At 57.9% G+C, this 17,441-nt stretch carries 18 protein-coding genes; 7 read left to right on the top strand and 11 right to left on the bottom strand.

The annotated features are described in order from the left end of the window. Nucleotides 1-4: 4 nt before the first annotated feature. From ruvA to aspS, 5 genes are all read right to left on the bottom strand, one after another. Nucleotides 5-616, bottom strand: coding sequence for a Holliday junction branch migration protein RuvA (ruvA, locus tag B8P98_RS10450; RefSeq protein WP_002911454.1), 612 nt, complete (start codon nt 614-616; stop codon nt 5-7). A gap of 79 nt (nt 617-695) precedes the next feature. Then, complete coding sequence (gene ruvC / locus B8P98_RS10445) at nt 696-1,217, bottom strand: crossover junction endodeoxyribonuclease RuvC (RefSeq protein WP_025711101.1); 522 nt, start codon at nt 1,215-1,217, stop codon at nt 696-698. 34 nt (nt 1,218-1,251) lie between these two features. Further along, nucleotides 1,252-1,992: a YebC/PmpR family DNA-binding transcriptional regulator gene (locus B8P98_RS10440; protein ID WP_002911459.1), complete on the bottom strand. Its 741-nt coding sequence runs from the start codon at nt 1,990-1,992 to the stop codon at nt 1,252-1,254. Between the two features lie 27 nt (nt 1,993-2,019). Next, nucleotides 2,020-2,463 (bottom strand): dihydroneopterin triphosphate diphosphatase, encoded by a 444-nt coding sequence (gene nudB, locus B8P98_RS10435; protein ID WP_025711103.1) that lies wholly within the window; start codon nt 2,461-2,463, stop codon nt 2,020-2,022. 1 nt (nt 2,464) lies between these two features. Then, complete coding sequence (gene aspS / locus B8P98_RS10430) at nt 2,465-4,252, bottom strand: aspartate--tRNA ligase (protein ID WP_025711104.1); 1,788 nt, start codon at nt 4,250-4,252, stop codon at nt 2,465-2,467. A gap of 267 nt (nt 4,253-4,519) precedes the next feature. Between aspS and B8P98_RS10425 the strand changes: the two genes are divergently transcribed. The 5 genes from B8P98_RS10425 to cmoB are packed head-to-tail and all read left to right on the top strand — an operon-like array spanning nt 4,520 to nt 8,133. Continuing rightward, nucleotides 4,520-5,086, top strand: a complete 567-nt coding sequence (locus B8P98_RS10425) for a hydrolase (protein WP_025711105.1) — start codon at nt 4,520-4,522, stop codon at nt 5,084-5,086. Further along, nucleotides 5,083-5,901, top strand: coding sequence for a DUF72 domain-containing protein (locus B8P98_RS10420; RefSeq protein WP_080896660.1), 819 nt, complete (start codon nt 5,083-5,085; stop codon nt 5,899-5,901). Before B8P98_RS10425 ends, B8P98_RS10420 begins: the two co-directional genes overlap by 4 nt. A 52-nt stretch (nt 5,902-5,953) precedes the next feature. Continuing rightward, complete coding sequence (locus tag B8P98_RS10415) at nt 5,954-6,349, top strand: MAPEG family protein (protein WP_008804243.1); 396 nt, start codon at nt 5,954-5,956, stop codon at nt 6,347-6,349. Between the two features lie 39 nt (nt 6,350-6,388). Continuing rightward, nucleotides 6,389-7,132, top strand: coding sequence for a carboxy-S-adenosyl-L-methionine synthase CmoA (gene cmoA / locus B8P98_RS10410; protein WP_025711107.1), 744 nt, complete (start codon nt 6,389-6,391; stop codon nt 7,130-7,132). Then, complete coding sequence (gene cmoB / locus B8P98_RS10405; protein WP_095032966.1) at nt 7,129-8,133, top strand: tRNA 5-methoxyuridine(34)/uridine 5-oxyacetic acid(34) synthase CmoB; 1,005 nt, start codon at nt 7,129-7,131, stop codon at nt 8,131-8,133. The genes cmoA and cmoB overlap by 4 nt, the downstream gene beginning before the upstream one ends. A gap of 80 nt (nt 8,134-8,213) precedes the next feature. Here cmoB and cutC read toward each other — a convergent pair whose 3' ends face one another. Both cutC and B8P98_RS10395 read right to left on the bottom strand, forming a co-directional pair. Beyond that, entirely contained in the window at nt 8,214-8,957 is a 744-nt protein-coding gene (cutC, locus tag B8P98_RS10400) for a copper homeostasis protein CutC (protein ID WP_025711109.1), read from the bottom strand. Nucleotides 8,958-9,033: 76 nt separating this feature from the next. Further along, nucleotides 9,034-9,603, bottom strand: a complete 570-nt coding sequence (locus B8P98_RS10395; RefSeq protein ID WP_025711110.1) for a VOC family protein — start codon at nt 9,601-9,603, stop codon at nt 9,034-9,036. Nucleotides 9,604-9,839: 236 nt separating this feature from the next. On the opposite strand from B8P98_RS10395, the gene argS reads away from it, so the two are divergent. Next, entirely contained in the window at nt 9,840-11,573 is a 1,734-nt protein-coding gene (argS, locus tag B8P98_RS10390; RefSeq protein ID WP_025711111.1) for an arginine--tRNA ligase, read from the top strand. A 61-nt stretch (nt 11,574-11,634) separates the two neighbouring features. Here the strand turns inward: argS and bglB are convergent, their stop codons facing one another. After that, nucleotides 11,635-12,774, bottom strand: coding sequence for a beta-galactosidase BglB (bglB, locus tag B8P98_RS10385; RefSeq protein ID WP_080896658.1), 1,140 nt, complete (start codon nt 12,772-12,774; stop codon nt 11,635-11,637). 4 nt (nt 12,775-12,778) lie between these two features. After that, nucleotides 12,779-14,362, bottom strand: coding sequence for an MFS transporter (locus B8P98_RS10380; protein ID WP_080896657.1), 1,584 nt, complete (start codon nt 14,360-14,362; stop codon nt 12,779-12,781). 352 nt (nt 14,363-14,714) lie between these two features. Between B8P98_RS10380 and uspC the strand changes: the two genes are divergently transcribed. Continuing rightward, a complete protein-coding gene (uspC, locus tag B8P98_RS10375) occupies nt 14,715-15,143 on the top strand; it encodes a universal stress protein UspC (RefSeq protein WP_080896656.1) in 429 nt (142 codons plus the stop codon). A gap of 23 nt (nt 15,144-15,166) precedes the next feature. Here uspC and otsA read toward each other — a convergent pair whose 3' ends face one another. After that, a complete protein-coding gene (gene otsA, locus B8P98_RS10370) occupies nt 15,167-16,591 on the bottom strand; it encodes an alpha,alpha-trehalose-phosphate synthase (RefSeq protein ID WP_025711114.1) in 1,425 nt (474 codons plus the stop codon). Next, on the bottom strand, nt 16,566-17,354 hold the full coding sequence (gene otsB / locus B8P98_RS10365; protein WP_025711115.1) for a trehalose-phosphatase: 789 nt from the start codon (nt 17,352-17,354) through the stop codon (nt 16,566-16,568). The genes otsA and otsB overlap by 26 nt, the downstream gene beginning before the upstream one ends. Between the last annotated feature and the right edge of the window lie 87 nt (nt 17,355-17,441).

Raw genomic sequence — 17,441 nt, 5'->3', positions numbered from 1 at the left:
TACCTCACAACGCGGCGCGCAGCGCTTCGCGGATTAGCGTTTCACTGTTGGCGTCCGGACGCGCAATCTTGCTTACCATCCGGCTGGCCTCCTGCGGTTTATAGCCCAGCGCGACCAGCGCGGCAACCGCTTCCTGTTCGGCATCGTCTGCCGTCGGGCCTGCCGGCGAGGTCAGCACCAGATCGGCCGCCGGGGTGAACAGATCACCGTGCAGGCCTTTGAAGCGGTCTTTCATTTCGACAATCAGGCGTTCTGCGGTTTTTTTACCAATGCCCGGCAGTTTCACCAGCGAGGCGACTTCTTCCCGTTCAACGGCATTGACGAACTGCTGCGCCGACATGCCGGAGAGGATCGCCAGCGCCAGCTTGGGCCCCACGCCGTTGGTTTTAATCAGCTCTTTAAACAGCGTTCGTTCCTGTTTGTTGTTAAAACCATACAGCAGCTGGGCATCTTCACGCACCACAAAATGAGTGAAGACAATTGCCTCCTGCCCGGCCTCCGGCAGCTCATAGAAGCAGGTCATGGGCATATGCACTTCATAGCCGACGCCCGCCGTTTCCAGCAACACCAGCGGGGGTTGTTTTTCGAGAATGATGCCTCTGAGTCTGCCTATCACATGGGGCTCCTGCGTTATGGTCTAAGTATCTGGCGGTATCATAAAAAAAGGCTGGATAGATATCCAGCCTGATTTGCGATTATCGTAAGCGCCCTCGCGCCAGATTAAGCCGGGTCTCGCTGATTTGAGCGACATTCTGGCTAACGTGGCAATGAGTGATGGCAATCGCCAGCGCATCCGCCGCATCCGCCTGCGGGTTAGCGGGCAGTTTGAGCAGGGTTCGCACCATGTGCTGGACCTGGCTCTTCTCGGCGCTGCCAATCCCGACAACGGTCTGCTTGACCTGGCGGGCGGCGTATTCAAACACCGGCAACGCCTGATTGGTCGCCGCGACGATGGCCACCCCGCGCGCCTGCCCGAGCTTTAACGCCGAGTCGGCATTTTTGGCCATAAAGACCTGCTCTATGGCGAAATAGTCGGGCTGGAACTGGGTGATGATCTCCGTCACCCCGGCGTAAATCAGCTTCAGCCGCGACGGCAGATCGTCCACTTTGGTGCGGATGCACCCGCTGCCAAGGTAGCTCAACTGCCGTCCGACCTGGCGGATCACGCCATAACCGGTGACGCGCGACCCCGGATCAATGCCGAGAATAATAGCCATCACGCGCCTCCGGTTAATCGTGGATGCGACAGCATCACAGCGTGGCTGCGACCTCGTCGGAGATCTCGCCGTTATGGTACACTTCCTGCACGTCGTCGCAGTCTTCCAGCATATCGATCAGACGCAGCAGCTTCGGCGCCGTCTCGGCATCCATATCCGCTTTGGTGGACGGGATCATCGACACTTCAGCAGCGTCGGCTTTCAGGCCAGCGGCTTCCAGCGCGTCGCGCACGGCGCCCATCTCTTCCCACGCGGTGTAGACGTCGATGGCGCCGTCGTCATAGGTCACCACGTCTTCTGCACCCGCTTCCAGCGCCGCTTCCATAATAGTGTCTTCATCGCCTTTCTCGAAGGAGATGACGCCTTTTTTGCTGAACAGGTAGGAGACGGAGCCGTCGGTACCGAGGTTACCACCGGTTTTGGTGAAGGCGTGACGCACTTCCGCAACGGTGCGGTTACGGTTGTCGGACAGACATTCCACCATCACCGCGGTGCCGCCAGGGCCATAACCTTCATAAATGATGGTTTCCATGTTCGCGTCTTCATCACCGCCGACGCCGCGCGCGATGGCGCGGTTCAGGGTGTCGCGGGTCATGTTGTTAGACAGCGCTTTATCAACGGCCGCACGCAGGCGCGGGTTGGAAGCCGGATCGCCGCCGCCCAGACGGGCTGCGGTGACCAGCTCGCGAATGATTTTCGTAAAGATTTTACCGCGTTTAGCATCCTGTGCCGCTTTGCGGTGTTTGGTGTTGGCCCATTTACTATGACCTGCCATAAAAAACTCTCCAAAAAGCGCGCCCTTTCAGGCGGCGTTAATTACAAATTCTTCAATCGCCTGCCGGTTGCTCCACGACTTGGTCAGCGCAGCGGCTTCCGTCGCGCTAACCCAGCGGTAGGCCAGATGTTCGGTGAAGGTAATCTCCCGCTCATGAGGCAGCGCAAGACAGAACCAAAATTCTGTATTGCGCTCCACGCCCGGCGCATAGCGATGACGCAAATGAGAAAATATCTCGAACTCCACCGTGCGCTGACAGTCGATTAAGGCCAGTTGCTCGCAGGCAACATCAATGGCGACCTCTTCCTTTACTTCACGCGCGGCGGCCTGCAGCGCGGTCTCTCCTGCTTCCAGGCTGCCGGTGACCGACTGCCAGAACGCGGGATCGTCGCGCCGCTGCAACATCAGCACCCGCTTCGTATCTTTGGCGTAAATCACCACCAGCACCGAAACGGGCAGCTTAAATGACATATTACTTGTTCTCCAGAGACGCTTTCGCCTCTTTCTCCACAACCTGAATACCCAGTTCACCAAGCGCAGTCGGATTGGCGAAGCTTGGCGCTTCGGTCATCAGACAAGCCGCGGCGGTGGTTTTCGGGAAGGCGATAACGTCGCGGATATTATCGGTACCGGTCAGCAGCATGGTCAGACGGTCAAGACCGAAGGCCAGGCCGGCATGCGGCGGGGTACCGTACTTCAGCGCATCCAGCAGGAAGCCGAATTTCTCACGCTGTTCCTGTTCGTTAATGCCCAGAATACCGAATACGGTCTGCTGCATATCGCCGCGGTGGATACGCACCGAACCGCCGCCGACTTCATAACCGTTAATGACCATATCATAGGCGTTCGCTACGGCCTCTTCCGGCGCGGCTTTCAACTCATCCGCCGTCATATCTTTCGGCGAGGTGAACGGATGGTGCATCGCCGTCAGACCGCCTTCGCCGTCGTCTTCGAACATCGGGAAGTCGATCACCCACAGCGGCGCCCATTTGCTTTCGTCTGTCAGGCTCAGGTCTTTACCGAGCTTCAGACGCAGCGCGCCCAGCGCGTCGGCCACCACTTTCTTATTGTCAGCGCCGAAGAAGATCATATCGCCGTCCTGCGCGCCGGTGCGTTCAAGGATCGCTTCCACGATCTCCGCAGTCAGGAACTTCGCCACCGGACTGTTGATCCCGTCCATGCCTTTCGCACGCTCGGTCACTTTAATATAGGCCAGCCCCTTCGCGCCGTAGATCTTCACAAAGTTGCCGTATTCGTCAATCAGCTTGCGGGTCAGAGATGCCCCGCCCGGGACGCGCAGCGCCGCCACACGCCCTTTCGGATCGTTGGCCGGGCCGGCAAAGACCGCGAATTCCACAGACTTCAGCAGGTCGGCGACGTCCACCAGCTCCATCGGGTTACGCAGATCCGGTTTATCGGAGCCATAGCGACGTTCGGCTTCGGCGAAGGTCATGATCGGGAAATCGCCCAGGTCGACGCCTTTCACTTCCAGCCACAGCTGACGCACCATCGCCTCCATGATCTCACGCACCTGCGGCGCGGTCATAAAGGAAGTTTCCACGTCGATCTGGGTAAATTCAGGCTGACGGTCGGCACGCAGGTCTTCATCGCGGAAGCATTTAACGATCTGATAGTAGCGATCGAACCCGGACATCATCAGCAGCTGTTTGAACAGCTGTGGGGACTGCGGCAGCGCGTAGAATTTGCCTTTATGCACGCGAGAAGGCACGAGGTAATCGCGAGCGCCTTCCGGGGTGGCTTTGGTCAGCATCGGGGTTTCGATGTCGAGGAAGCCATGGTCATCCATAAAGCGGCGCACAAAGCTGGTGATTTTCGCGCGGGTTTTCAGACGCTGCGCCATTTCCGGACGACGCAGGTCGAGGTAGCGGTATTTCAGACGCGCTTCTTCGGTGTTGACGTGATTGGAGTCCAGCGGCAGCGATTCTGAGCGGTTAATGATCGTCAGATCGGAGGCCAGCACTTCGATGGCGCCGGTGGCCATGTCCGCGTTGATGTTTTTCTCTTCACGCGCGCGGACGGTGCCAGTGACCTGAATGCAGAACTCATTACGCAGTTCAGAGGCTAATTTCAACGCATCCGCACGATCCGGGTCGAAAAACACCTGAACGATGCCTTCGCGGTCGCGCATATCGATAAAAATGAGGCTACCGAGATCGCGACGGCGGTTGACCCAACCACACAGAGTCACCTGCTGCCCAACGTGGGACTGTCGAAGCTGTCCGCAATATTCTGTACGCATGAGATATCCCTTAACTTAGCCGTCGGCGGATTGTCGTCTGCCCTGCAGGCGACGAGGTCGCAGCTTTAGCTGATGTCACAACTGAATGAAAAAAGGCGGCTATTATACTGGAAATTCTGTCGTTCGATAAGTCCGACGCACGATGTACGCTGCTTTGCTGCGCGCTTAACGTCTACACTCACATAAATTAACAATATTTGTTACCCTTTTGCAGAAGCCGCGCAGGTATTGTAGCCGCCTGACAACAGAAGAAGATACGGGGATACCATGTTAGAACTCAATGCAAAAAACACGGCGCTGGTGGTGATCGATCTGCAGGAAGGCATTCTGCCTTTTGCCGGTGGACCACATCGGGCTGATGAGGTGGTGGCGCGCGCCGCTCGCCTGGCAGACAAGTGCCGGCAACAGGGTTCGCCGGTCATCATGGTCCGCGTCGGCTGGTCCGCCGACTTCGCCGAAGCGCTGAAACAGCCTGTCGACGCTCAGGCCGGAGCACATACGCTACCCGAAAACTGGTGGACCTACCCGGCCACGCTCGGTAAGCAGGAGAGCGATATCGAAGTGACCAAACGCCAGTGGGGCGCGTTCTATGGTACCGACCTGGAGCTTCAGCTGCGCCGCCGCGGGATCGACACCATTATCCTCTGCGGTATCTCCACCAACATCGGCGTCGAATCCACCGCCCGCAACGCCTGGGAGCTGGGCTTTAACCTGGTCATCGCCGAAGATGCCTGCAGCGCCGCCTCCGCCGAGCAGCATCAGGGCAGCATGACGCATATTTTCCCGCGCATCGGCCGGGTGCGCAGCACCGAGGAGATCCTCGCCGCGTTATGATTTATATTGGGCTTCCCCAGTGGTCGCACCCGAAATGGGTGCGCCTTGGCATCACCAGCCTTGAAGAGTACGCCCGCCACTTCAATTGCGTGGAGGGCAACACCACCCTGTATGCGCTCCCGAAGCCAGAGATCGTCGCCCGCTGGTACGAACAGACCCACGATGACTTCCGTTTCTGCTTCAAATTCCCTGCCACTATCTCGCACCAGGCCGCGCTGCGCCATTGCGACGAGTTAAGCCGTGAATTTTTCGCCCGCCTGGCGCCGCTGGCCCCGCGCATCGGCCAGTACTGGCTGCAGCTGCCGGCAACCTTCGGTCCTCGCGATCTCCCCGCGTTATGGCAATTTCTCGACGGGCTGCCGAAGGATTTCACCTACGGCATCGAGGTTCGTCACCCCGAATTCTTCGCCAAAGGCGAAGCAGAGCAGCAGCTGAACCGCGGGCTGCACGAGCGCAACGTTAACCGCGTGATCCTCGACAGCCGCCCGGTTCACAGCGCCGTGGCCACCAGTCCGGCAATGATCGACGCGCAGAAAAAGAAACCCAAAGTGCCGGTGCATGCGGTGATGACCGCCCGGCAGCCAATGGTGCGCTTTATCGGCGGTGACGACATGGCTCACAACCGCGAACTGTTTCGCGTCTGGCTGCAGACCCTGCTAAAGTGGCATCAGTCCGGCACCCCGTGGCTGTTCCTGCATACCCCGGACATTGCTTTCGCCCCGACGCTGGTGGATACGCTGTGGAGCGATCTGCGCGCCGCCCTGCCGGCGGCAGGAAATGCGCCGTCGATACCGCAGCAATCCTCCCTTTTCTGATATCCTGCTATCATAATCGGAGCCATCTGACAGAGTTAAAGGGAGTTTTCGTATGGTCAGCGCGCTGTATGCCGTTTTAGGTGCGTTATTGTTAGTGAAGTTCTCATTTGACGTGGTGCGTTTGCGCACCCAGTACCATGTAGGCTACGGTGACGGTGGTTTCAGCGAGCTGCAGGTCGCCATTCGCGTTCATGGTAATGCCGTCGAATATGTACCGATTGGCCTGATTTTGCTGCTGTTTATGGAGATGAACGGCGCCCAGACCTGGATGGTGCACGTTTGCGGCATTTTATTGATTGTCGGGCGACTGATGCACTCCTGGGGTTTTCATCACCGCGTTTACCACTGGCGCCGCTCCGGCATGAGCGCCACCTGGTGCGCGTTGTTGCTGATGGTGCTGGCCAACCTCTGGTATATGCCCTGGGAGTTGGTTTTCTCCCTCCGTTAGCGCACAATACGCCGTTTTCGTTTTTTCGGGTTTAACGTTATGTCTCACCGCGATACGCTTTTTTCCGCGCCGATTGCCAGCCTCGGCGACTGGACCTTTGATGAACGGGTTGCTGAAGTCTTCCCCGATATGATCCAGCGCTCTGTGCCCGGCTACTCCAATATCATCTCGATGATCGGCATGCTGGCCGAGCGCTTCGTTCAGCCCAACACCCAGGTTTACGATCTTGGTTGTTCGCTGGGCGCCGCCACCCTCTCTGTGCGCCGCAATATTAGTCATCCGGGATGTCGCATTATCGCCATCGACAACTCTCCCGCGATGGTAGAGCGCTGCCGTCGCCATATTGACGCCTATAAAGCGCCGACGCCGGTCGAGGTTATTGAAGGGGATATCCGCGATGTGGCCATTGAAAACGCCTCGCTGGTGATCCTGAACTTTACCATTCAGTTCCTTGAGCCGGGCGATCGCCAGGCGATCCTCAATAAAGTCTATCAGGGGCTTAATCCGGGCGGCGCACTGGTGCTCTCGGAGAAATTCAGCTTCGAAGACGCCCACGTCGGCGAGCTGCTGTTCAATATGCATCATGATTTTAAACGCGCGAACGGCTACAGCGAGCTGGAGATCAGCCAGAAGCGCAGCATGCTGGAAAACGTGATGCTGACGGACTCCGTGGAAACCCATAAAAAACGCCTGCGTCAGGCTGGGTTCGAACATGCCGAACTGTGGTTCCAGTGCTTTAACTTTGGCTCGCTGGTGGCAGTAAAATCCGGGGAGCAGGCATGATCGACTTCAGTAACTTCTATCAGCTGATCGCCAAAAGCCCGCTGTCTCACTGGCTGGAAACGCTGCCTGCCCAGGTAGCCGCCTGGCAGCGCGAGGCCCTGCACGGCAAGTTTCGCGAATGGGAGCGCGCCGTTGAATTTCTGCCGGAGTTAACGCCCTGGCGTCTGGACCTTCTGCACAGCGTCACCGCCGAGAGCGAAACGCCGCTCAGCGAAGGCCATCAGCTGCGGATAGAAAATTTGCTTAAAAACCTGATGCCGTGGCGCAAAGGCCCTTATTCGCTGTACGGCATTAATATCGATACCGAATGGCGTTCCGACTGGAAATGGGAGCGCGTTCTGCCGCACCTGTCCGATCTCACCGGGCGGACTATCCTCGACGTGGGCTGCGGCAGCGGCTATCACATGTGGCGGATGATCGGCGCCGGCGCACATCTGGCGGTCGGCATCGATCCCACCCAGCTGTTCCTGTGCCAGTTTGAAGCGGTGCGTAAGCTGCTCGGCAACGACCAGCGGGCGCATCTGCTGCCGCTGGGTATCGAGCAATTGCCGGCGCTGGAAGCTTTTGACACTGTGTTCTCGATGGGCGTGCTCTACCATCGCCGCTCGCCGCTGGATCACCTGTGGCAGTTGAAAGATCAGCTGGCGCCGGGGGGCGAGCTGGTGCTGGAGACGCTGGTGGTCGAAGGCGATGAAAATACGGTGCTGGTTCCGGGCGACCGCTATGCGCAGATGCGCAACGTCTATTTTATTCCTTCGGCGCCGGCCCTGAAAATGTGGCTGGAGAAGTGCGGATTTATTGACGTGCGCATCGTCGACGCCTGCGTCACCTCGACAGAGGAGCAGCGGCGCACTGAATGGATGACGACCGAATCGCTGGCCGATTTCCTCGATCCACAGGATCAGAGCAAAACGGTGGAAGGCTATCCGGCTCCGCTGCGCGCAGTGATAATTGCCACCAAACCGGAAACCCAGCAGTCGCTGGCGAAAAAGGCGAGATAAAAAAAGGCCCCTGTTTAATGGGCAGGGGCCTGGTACGGGCAATCATCATATTGGGCGACATGATGTGCAGCAAAAATCGTTTAACGTCTCCAGGCGGAAATCATCTTTTTCATCTCCGCCACCGCTTCGCCATTGACGGCGTAGCGCCTGTATTCGTCTGCATCGGGATCGGCTGACATCGAAACGCCCGGATGACGAAAGCGCATTTCCGATGGTAACCACTGGCCTGCCGAGCTATGAACCTCTTGCACCCCCGCCTGCAGAAACAGCGGCAGGTTCGCGGCGCGGACTCCCGCACCGGCCATAATGATTGGAGTATCCCCTGCGGCAATAAGTTCCGTAATTAATGAAATACCTTTCTCTGCCGAGGATTGCTGACCGGAAGTCAGGATACGTTTGACCCCCAGGTTACCCAGCGTATTCCAGGCCTGACGCGGGTCGGCGCACAGATCGAAAGCACGATGAAAGGTCACCGCCAGCGGTCCTGCCGCGGCCATTATTTTTTTCATCCGCGGGATATCGACCTGGCCATCGGCATCCAGCACGCCGGTCACCAGCCCTGGAAACCCCAGCTCCCGCACCAGGTGAATATCGGCAAGCATCGCGGCGAACTCCGCCTCGGTGTAGCAAAAATCGCCGCCGCGTGGGCGAATAATCGGATGCACCGGGATGGTAATCGCCTCGCGCACCGAGACCAGCACCCCGTAAGACGGCGTTAGTCCCCCTTCCTGCGGCGCGGCACAAAGTTCAATACGGTCAGCGCCGCAGCGCTCAGCTTCCCGGGCGCACGCCATGCTATAGCAACAGATTTCCAGTACCGCCATTCCTCTCTCCCTGATCCAGACAACCTTGTTAGCATGTCACGATTTCACGCGGCAGACGCCGCGCGGCTTCACAGTGTTACCTATCGGCTTGCTCGCTGGCGACGATTTGTTCTATGGACCACGGATGAAATTTTATCGTCACGCTGCCATCCGTTACCGCCAGGGTGGGATTCGGCAGGCGCTCGCGTTCCCCTTTCGGCGAGCTGGTTTTGACGACAATTCCCGGCTGGCCAAGCCCATCATCGGCCAGCAGCGCCAGCGCGCGGGCATTTAAGGTTGCCGGATCGCCGGGCAGGACAATTTCAATATGCTCCCAGCCCTCATGGGGATAACGCTTTTCACCCGGCCACGGCAGCTCAACGATATGGAAGCGCCAGTGCGCCACGCAGACCGGCTCCGCCAGCTTGAACAGGCAGATAGGCCGGCCGTTGATCATATTCTCCGACAGCAGGGTTCCGCACTGTTCCAGACCGCGGCGCCAGCGTTCCGCGGTGGTATTCTGATGACAGCGCAGGGAGATATGGTCGGCGTCGAGTCCAGCGATCTCCAGTCCCAGTCGCGCAGCGAAGCGCTGCAGCGCTTCGGAAAATCGCGGGAGATCCGCCGTAATATCGGCCAGTTGTTCAATCTGCTGCCAGTTCGCCATGGGTTTGCTCGTCACTTATGTTCGTCAATAATAAAAAGGCTAATCTACCGTGTTTCGGCCTGCGGACCAACCGCCGTCCTGCTGATGGGCAACTGAACGGCGATGGATTGCGCACGCCGCCACGCCGCGCGCAATGCTGACGGACGGGGACAAATGCAGTATACTCCCGCCCTAATTTGTCCACATTCCGGCGCCGCCTCCCTCGGGGGCTGGCGCATTACACGTAAGGTATTCCGGTGAATATTCAGGCTCTTCTCTCAGAAAAAGTCAGCCAGGCCCTGATCGCGGCAGGTGCGCCTGCCGATTGCGAACCTCAGGTCCGCCAGTCAGCAAAAGTTCAGTTCGGTGACTATCAGGCCAACGGCGTGATGGCTGTCGCCAAAAAACTGGGCATGGCGCCGCGACAACTTGCAGAGCAGGTACTGTCTCATCTTGACCTCAACGGCATTGCCAGTAAGGTTGAAATCGCCGGGCCGGGCTTTATCAATATTTTCCTCGACCCCGCGTTCCTGGCGGACAATGTCAACCGCGCGCTGCAGTCTGAGCGCCTGGGCGTCACAACCCCACAGGCGCAGACCATCGTCGTCGACTACTCGGCGCCCAACGTGGCGAAAGAGATGCACGTCGGCCATCTGCGGTCGACCATCATCGGCGATGCCTCGGTCCGTACCCTGGAGTTCCTTGGCCACAAGGTGATCCGCGCCAACCACGTCGGCGACTGGGGCACCCAGTTCGGCATGCTGATCGCGTATCTGGAAAAACAGCAGCAGGAAAACGCGGGTGAAATGGCCCTGGCCGATCTCGAAGGGTTCTATCGCGAAGCGAAAAAGCACTACGACGAAGACGAAGCCTTCGCCGAGCGCGCGCGCAGCTATGTTGTTAAGCTGCAGGGCGGCGATGAGTACTTCCTGCAGATGTGGCGTAAGCTGGTCGACATCACCATGTCGCAGAACCAGATCACCTACGATCGCCTGAATGTGACGCTGACCCGCGATGACGTGATGGGTGAAAGCCTGTACAACCCGATGCTGCCGGGGATCGTCGCCGATCTGAAAGCCAAAGGGCTGGCCGTCGAGAGCGAAGGCGCCACCGTGGTGTTCCTTGATGAGTATAAAAACAAGGAAGGCGAACCGATGGGCGTCATCATCCAGAAAAAGGATGGCGGCTACCTCTATACCACCACCGATATCGCCTGCGCGAAGTATCGCTATGAAACGCTGCACGCTGACCGTGTGCTCTACTACATCGACTCTCGTCAGCACCAGCACCTGATGCAGGCGTGGACCATCGTGCGTAAAGCAGGCTACGTGCCGGACTCTGTGCCGCTGGAGCACCATATGTTCGGTATGATGCTGGGGAAAGACGGCAAGCCGTTTAAAACCCGCGCCGGCGGCACCGTGAAGCTGGCGGATCTGCTGGACGAAGCGCTGGAGCGCGCCCGCCGCCTGGTGGCGGAGAAGAATCCGGATATGCCGGCTGACGAGCTGGAAAATCTGGCTAAAGTGGTGGGCATCGGTGCGGTAAAATATGCCGACCTGTCGAAAAACCGTACCACCGACTACGTTTTCGACTGGGATAATATGCTGGCGTTCGAAGGCAACACCGCACCGTATATGCAGTATGCCTATACTCGCGTGCTCTCCGTCTTCCGCAAAGCGGGCATTGACGAAAATGCGCTGATCGATGCGCCGGTGGTCATCGCCGAAGATCGCGAAGCCCAGTTGGCCGCGCGCCTGCTGCAGTTTGAAGAGACCCTCTCCGTGGTCGCTCGCGAAGGGACGCCACACGTGATGTGCGCCTACCTGTACGATCTGGCGGGGCTGTTCTCCGGCTTCTACGAGCACTGCCCGATCCTCAGCGCGGAAAGCGAAGAGACCCGCAACAGCCGCCTGAAGCTGGCGCTGCTGACGGCGAAAACCCTCAAACTGGGCCTCGATACCCTGGGTATCGAAACCGTAGAGCGTATGTAATAAGCAACCCGGCGAAAGCCGGGTTAGTTTTATTCACCGCCCCGCCAGCGGGGCCTCCTGCTCAGAAATACTTGCGCAGATACTCCGTCAGACAAAGGATCGCCATCGCCTGGCCATAGGGCATCGAGGTAAGCGGGATCTGGCGATAAAAATCGAGGTCTGACCCCATCCCGGTGCCAAACGAGGTCTGCAGCAGCTCTCCCTCAGGTGAAATATTCCGCACAATCCCGCGAATCGCTTTTTCCGCCACCCCGGCATAGTGCTGGCCGACGTAACGCTTGCGCACCGCTTTGAGAATGCCGTAAGCAAAGCCGGCGGTCGCCGAGGCCTCAGGATATGAGTGCGGATCGTCCAGCAGGGTATGCCACAGGCCGCTGTCGTCCTGACATTTCGCTAAGGCAGCAATCTGCGCGTTGAGTACCGCCATCAAATAGCGCCGTACCGCGTTCCCCTCGGGGAGATCCACCAGCTCCAGAAAATCCGGGATCACCATGGTAAGCCAGCTGTTGCCCCGCGCCCAGCGCGCCCGGGCAAAGTTATGCCGCCCCTCATAGCTCCAGCCGTGAAACCACAGCCCGGTCTCCCGGTCCATCAGGTTCTGCACATGGAGCAGGAACTGATAGGTCGCCTCCTCCACATACTGCGGGCGATTGAGCAGCTTGCCAATTTTGGCTAACGGCAGCACGGTCATCATCAGGGTGTCATCCCACATTTGCTGATGGTTCTCCTCTGCCAGAGTGATGTGTTGCATCCCGCCCTGCTCGGTGCGCGGCATCTCATGCATCGCCCACTCCGCCCAGCTCTCCAGCCACGGCAGATACGCCCTCCGTCCTGTTTCTTCAAAACGATACGCCAGCGTCAGAAACGGCGCCATGGTGTTGACGTTTTTGGTCGTCGCTCCCTCGGCAAAACGCTCGTCAAACCAGCGGTCGATGATATCGCGCATCTCGATGTCACCGGTTTGCTGATAATACTGATAAATGCCGTACAGCCCGACGCCGTGGGTCCACTCCCAGCCGGCCCAGCCTTTGGTATCGATAACGCGCCCGTCATCGAGGCGCAGTAGAAACTGCCCGCTCTCATCCTTGATATTCACCAGATTTTGCGTCACGTTGCGGATCAGCGCCTGCAGTTCGCTGCGGGCGATAAAACGCTCAGGCTGACACAGTAAGGGGCTATGTTTGACCGGCCAAACTTTCATGTTGTTAACCTCGGGTGTATGTCGAATTGAAAGCGCCGCCCTGGGTGAGCGCCGGGGCAGCAGGTTTATGACGATTCAGATAGCCAATATTGTTATTGCCCCACAGGCAGTCGTAAGGCATCCCCGCCAGCATCTCGACCACCGCGCGGTGTTCCGCACGGGTCTGTTCCGGCTGGGCACTGCCGAGATCGCGCATTCTGAGGGTTTCACTGCGCAGGATGCTGTGAGTGTGCAGGTTAAGCTTGAAGCGTAGCGAGACGAGGAAGCCGCAGGCTAACACCACTACTGTGCCGACGCTGAGGATCAGCAGAATGGTATGGCTCACCCCTTCAGGCTGTATTTTTTGCCCGGAGACAAACCCCGACAGCTGCATGATGATACCCACCAGCATTACCGCCCCCGCCTGCGAGGCTTTGCGGGTCAGCGTCATGATGCCGGCAAAAATCCCCTCCCGGCGCTGGCCGGTGATCGCTTCATCGACGTCGGCAATATAGGTGTAGGTATTCCACGGCACATAGTTAATGCCGCCGCGTCCCAGTCCGGCAACAGCCGAGATGAGCAGCAATAATGAGTAGACATCGCTCAGCCCGGCGTAATAGAGCAGCGCATACGAGAGCGAGCTCAGACCAAACAGAACCACCACCATGCGGTAGGACGGCGCGGGGCCAAAGCGAATGCACAGCGGGATCATGGCGATCACCGCGATAAACTGAAAGATAGCCATCGTTCCCAGCAGATTCGAGGCGACAGAGGCTTCCTGCATCAGAACAAAGACCACGTAATAGGTAAACACGGCATTGAAGACATCCTGGGCGATATAGCCCCCCAGATACATGCCAAGGTGCTGGCGGAAAATTTTTATCCGTAGTGTGGAGCTCAGCTCAATAATCAGACGATTGAGGCTCTGGCCGAGGGTTAAGTTCTGTTTTTCCGCCTCCGCCCGCAGCGCCGCCTCTGACCACGCTTCACGCGGCCGCTCCCAGGTGAAACACCAGACGAAGGTCAGCATCACCGCGCACAGGACCGAGAACACCAGACTGGCATAAAAGAATGAGCTGGCATTATCTTTGCCGAGCCAGGTCAGCAGGATCCCCGGCAGAAAGGAGGCTAAAATCGCCGACATCTGCGCCATCGAAATACGCGCGCCGGAGAATTTGGTTTTCTGTTTAAAGTCATCGGTCATTTCCGGCACCAGCGTCTCGTAGGGCACCAGAATCATGGTATAGACCATATCAAACAGCAGATAGGTGACCAGGTAGTACCAGAAGCCCATCTCGCCGACCCACATCGCCGAGTAGCTGAATACACACGGGATGCCGAGCAGAATAAAGAATTTTCTGCGGCCGAAACGCTTGCCAAGCCAGGTGGTGCCGAAGTTATCGGTGAGAAAGCCCATCAGCGGGCTCACCACCGCATCCAGCACGCGGGCAGTAGCGAAAATAAGCGTGGCCTCTATTGGGGTGAGTCCGCAGAAGGTGGTGTAAAAGTAGAGCAGCCATGCGGCGGTAAGCGCCGTCGTGCCGGCGCCGAGAAAATCGCCCGCGCCGTAGGCCAGGTAGTTAGCCAGTCCAATTTTTCGTGTTTTCATCGTCGTGATCCTGTGTCTTTTTTTAAAAGAACGCCGACAATCGTTCCGGATTTTTTACCGGAAGGGAGTGGGTACCTGGCTACACTAAAAGCAGCGAAACGACGTTACCTTTGCGCTTTTGCCATGAAAAAGCCGCCAGTGGCAAAGAGACAAAGAGGCGCCCTCTTCACTTCACTCATTTATAAAACAGCATTTCTTTTTACTCAAAAGATTGGTCCATTTTAATGATATCACCCTGAAATCACGCACAGGCGAAGAGGCTCGCAAATCCCAGGTGTGGCGCTTGCGCAGCCGGGGAAACAGGAGTAAAGAAGGAAAGGAAGGGTTATTCCGCGTATCTCAAGGAGGCCAGATGCCTTATTCACATCTGCTGGTTGCCGTCGCACCAACGCCGGAGAGTCAGATATTAATTAAAAAAGCGGTGTCGATCGCCCGCCCCGTTAATGCGAAGGTGAGCTTTATCACCCTCGCCACGGATCCGGAGATGTATAACCAGTTTGCGGCGCCGATGATGGAAAATCTGCGCGAACTGATGCAGGAAGAGATGCGTGATTTTCTCAACGAGCTGGCTCGCCACGCGGACTACCCAATAGAAAAAATGACCATCGCCTGTGGCGAACTGGGCCATCATATTAAGGACTTTTGCCGGTCAAACCAGGTCGACCTGGTGATCTGCGGCAATCACAACCATTCCCTGTTCTCGCGCGCTACCTGCTCAGCGAAAAGTATCGTTGGCAGCTGCGGCGTCGATGTCCTGCTGGTTTCCCTTGAAAAGGGCTAACGCCGGTTAGCCCTTATCCTGACCTAGGCCAGTTTAGGGAAAGTGGCTATCTTCCCCCGCAGACGGCTCTCCTCGCTGCGCGGCGAAATATGCTGCAAATCCTCGACAAAGCGCGCCTGCCAGTTATGAATATCATTCTCTCTGATCACGTCCAGCATCGCGGAATGACGGGCGATACGTTCCGCCAGCGGCATGCTGAGCGCGCGATCCAGCGCGGCGGCCACCTCGTCGCGATCGTAAGGGTTGACGATCAGGGCGCTGGTCAGCTCCTGCGCCGCCCCGGCAAATTGCGACAGCACCAGGACGCCAGGGTTATCCGGATCCTGCGCCGCAACATATTCCTTCGCCACCAGGTTCATACCATCGCGTAGCGGTGTCACCAGCCCGACGTCAGAGTAGCGGAAGACCTTCATCAGCAGCTTACGGTCAAAATGCTGGTTCAGGTAGTAGAGCGGAGTCCAGCCAAGCTGACCAAACTGGCCATTGATGCGTCCAGCTGCGGTTTCCAGTTGATGGCGGATATCCTGATAGGCCTGCACATCGCCGCGGGACGTCGGTGCAATCTGGGTGTAACGGATCTTGCCATGGTGCTGAGGGTACTTCTCGAGCAGCGTCTCGTAGGCGAGGAATCGCTCCGGCAACCCTTTTGAGTAGTCAAGGCGCTCCACGGAGAAGATATTCTTCACATTTTTCAGCTCATTTTTCAGCTGGGCCAGCTTCGGCGGCAGTGGACCTTTGGCGTTGCGCGTAATCTCGTCTGGATCAATGCCAATCGGATAAACTTCGGTGCTGAAGGCTTTACCCCACGCCTGATAACGTTTATCGCCGAGCTCGGAGAGCCGGGTCTGCATGGCAACACTGTCAAGGAAGGCGGTTCTGTCGCTTTCGGTCTGGAAGCCCAACAGGTCGTAATCGCACAGTTGCTCAAGCAGCTCGGCGTGCGGTGGCAGCGCGTTAAAAATCTCCGGCGTCGGGAACGGAATATGCAGGAAGAAACCGATGCGGTTGTTGACTCCGCGCTGACGCAGCTCGCTGGCGAAAGGCAGCAGATGGTAATCATGGATCCACAGCGTATCTTCAGGCTCAATCAACGGCAGAAGCTTGTCCGCCAACATCGCATTGACCCGCTGATACCCCTCCCAGGCTTCGCGCTGGAAGCTGACCAGGTCAAGGCGATAGTGGAAGGCCGGCCACAGCACGGCATTGGAAAACTGGTTGTAGTATTCATCATGGTCCCGCTCATTGAGGTTGAACGACGCCCATGAAATATTCCCGCGGGAGACCTGCTTCAGCGGCTGCTGGTCATCGCCAATTTCGCCGCTCCAGCCAAACCACAGACCCCCCGCCGCTTTCAGTGCCCCCAGGATGCCGACGGCCAGGCCGCCTGCGCTCGATTTTTTATCGTCCGGTAAGGCGATACGGTTAGAGACTACGACTAAACGACTCATGGTCATCCCTCCTTTCGGTTTGCGCGTCATACGCCAGATGTTGCAACCACGTCCTTACAGCGGCGGCATCCGCCAACCGCCAGTGCGCCTGAGTTTCCCCGGCGCCTACTTTGACCGACATTCCCTGCAGTTGATTAACTACGGTGAACCCCGCTTCGTCGGTCAAGTCATCGCCGACAAAAACCGGTTCACGGCCGGCAAACGGCGCCTCCTGCATGAACGCAGTAATCGCCTCCCCTTTATTCACCCCCCGGGGTTTAATCTCCACCACGCACTTGCCAAGCTGAAGCGCCAGCAACGGGTAGCGCTGAACAATGCGTTGCGCCAGCTCCAGCACAGCGCTTTGCTGTTGCGGGGCCTGGCGATAGTGCAGGGCGAAAGCCATCTCTTTACTCTCCAGCTCGCATCCCGGGAGCGCTTCCAGCGCCGAGGTGAGCTCAGACGCGATCTCATCGCGCAGCGCCGACGGCAGAGAGACGATATAGGTTTTTCCATTGATATCACGGCGCTCGGCCCCGTGAACACCGGCCAGCGGTAGCCGCCAGGGATGGGTTAGCGCGTCAAGTTCAGCCATTGAGCGCCCTGAAATCAATGCCACTGCGCCCCCCTGCTGCTGGGCCAGCGCGTTGAGCGCCTGCAGCGTGTTGTCAGGTATCACCACCTGATCGGGGTGCGGCTGGATATCGGCAAGAGTACCGTCGAGGTCAAAGAAAAAGGCGTAGTTTCCGGTTAGCGCAGGCGGTACAGATATCTGGTTATCCACCCTGTTTCCTCCTTATCATGGCCAGCCGAAGCTGGTTGTTAATTATATGTTAGCCATGTAAGTATAGACAGTGTGACCAACCTCGCC

Origin of the sequence: Klebsiella quasivariicola (assembly GCF_002269255.1) — a bacterium.
GTDB classification, from domain to species: domain Bacteria; phylum Pseudomonadota; class Gammaproteobacteria; order Enterobacterales; family Enterobacteriaceae; genus Klebsiella; species Klebsiella quasivariicola.
Note: the sequence above shows the minus strand (reverse complement) of the source record. Positions and strands in the feature narration are given on the sequence as shown.

What these genes read in the sequence shown, in the direction of transcription:
- ruvC (WP_025711101.1), bottom strand. Translation starts at nt 1,217, where the DNA reads ATGGCTATTATTCTCGGCATTGATCCGGGGTCGCGCGTCACCGGTTAT.
- B8P98_RS10380 (WP_080896657.1), bottom strand. Translation starts at nt 14,362, where the DNA reads ATGAAAACACGAAAAATTGGACTGGCTAACTACCTGGCCTACGGCGCG.
- B8P98_RS10395 (WP_025711110.1), bottom strand. Translation starts at nt 9,603, where the DNA reads ATGGCGAACTGGCAGCAGATTGAACAACTGGCCGATATTACGGCGGAT.
- cmoB (WP_095032966.1), top strand. Translation starts at nt 7,129, where the DNA reads ATGATCGACTTCAGTAACTTCTATCAGCTGATCGCCAAAAGCCCGCTG.
- cutC (WP_025711109.1), bottom strand. Translation starts at nt 8,957, where the DNA reads ATGGCGGTACTGGAAATCTGTTGCTATAGCATGGCGTGCGCCCGGGAA.
- aspS (WP_025711104.1), bottom strand. Translation starts at nt 4,252, where the DNA reads ATGCGTACAGAATATTGCGGACAGCTTCGACAGTCCCACGTTGGGCAG.
- bglB (WP_080896658.1), bottom strand. Translation starts at nt 12,774, where the DNA reads ATGAAAGTTTGGCCGGTCAAACATAGCCCCTTACTGTGTCAGCCTGAG.
- nudB (WP_025711103.1), bottom strand. Translation starts at nt 2,463, where the DNA reads ATGTCATTTAAGCTGCCCGTTTCGGTGCTGGTGGTGATTTACGCCAAA.
- B8P98_RS10415 (WP_008804243.1), top strand. Translation starts at nt 5,954, where the DNA reads ATGGTCAGCGCGCTGTATGCCGTTTTAGGTGCGTTATTGTTAGTGAAG.
- uspC (WP_080896656.1), top strand. Translation starts at nt 14,715, where the DNA reads ATGCCTTATTCACATCTGCTGGTTGCCGTCGCACCAACGCCGGAGAGT.
- B8P98_RS10425 (WP_025711105.1), top strand. Translation starts at nt 4,520, where the DNA reads ATGTTAGAACTCAATGCAAAAAACACGGCGCTGGTGGTGATCGATCTG.
- cmoA (WP_025711107.1), top strand. Translation starts at nt 6,389, where the DNA reads ATGTCTCACCGCGATACGCTTTTTTCCGCGCCGATTGCCAGCCTCGGC.
- B8P98_RS10420 (WP_080896660.1), top strand. Translation starts at nt 5,083, where the DNA reads ATGATTTATATTGGGCTTCCCCAGTGGTCGCACCCGAAATGGGTGCGC.
- B8P98_RS10440 (WP_002911459.1), bottom strand. Translation starts at nt 1,992, where the DNA reads ATGGCAGGTCATAGTAAATGGGCCAACACCAAACACCGCAAAGCGGCA.
- otsA (WP_025711114.1), bottom strand. Translation starts at nt 16,591, where the DNA reads ATGAGTCGTTTAGTCGTAGTCTCTAACCGTATCGCCTTACCGGACGAT.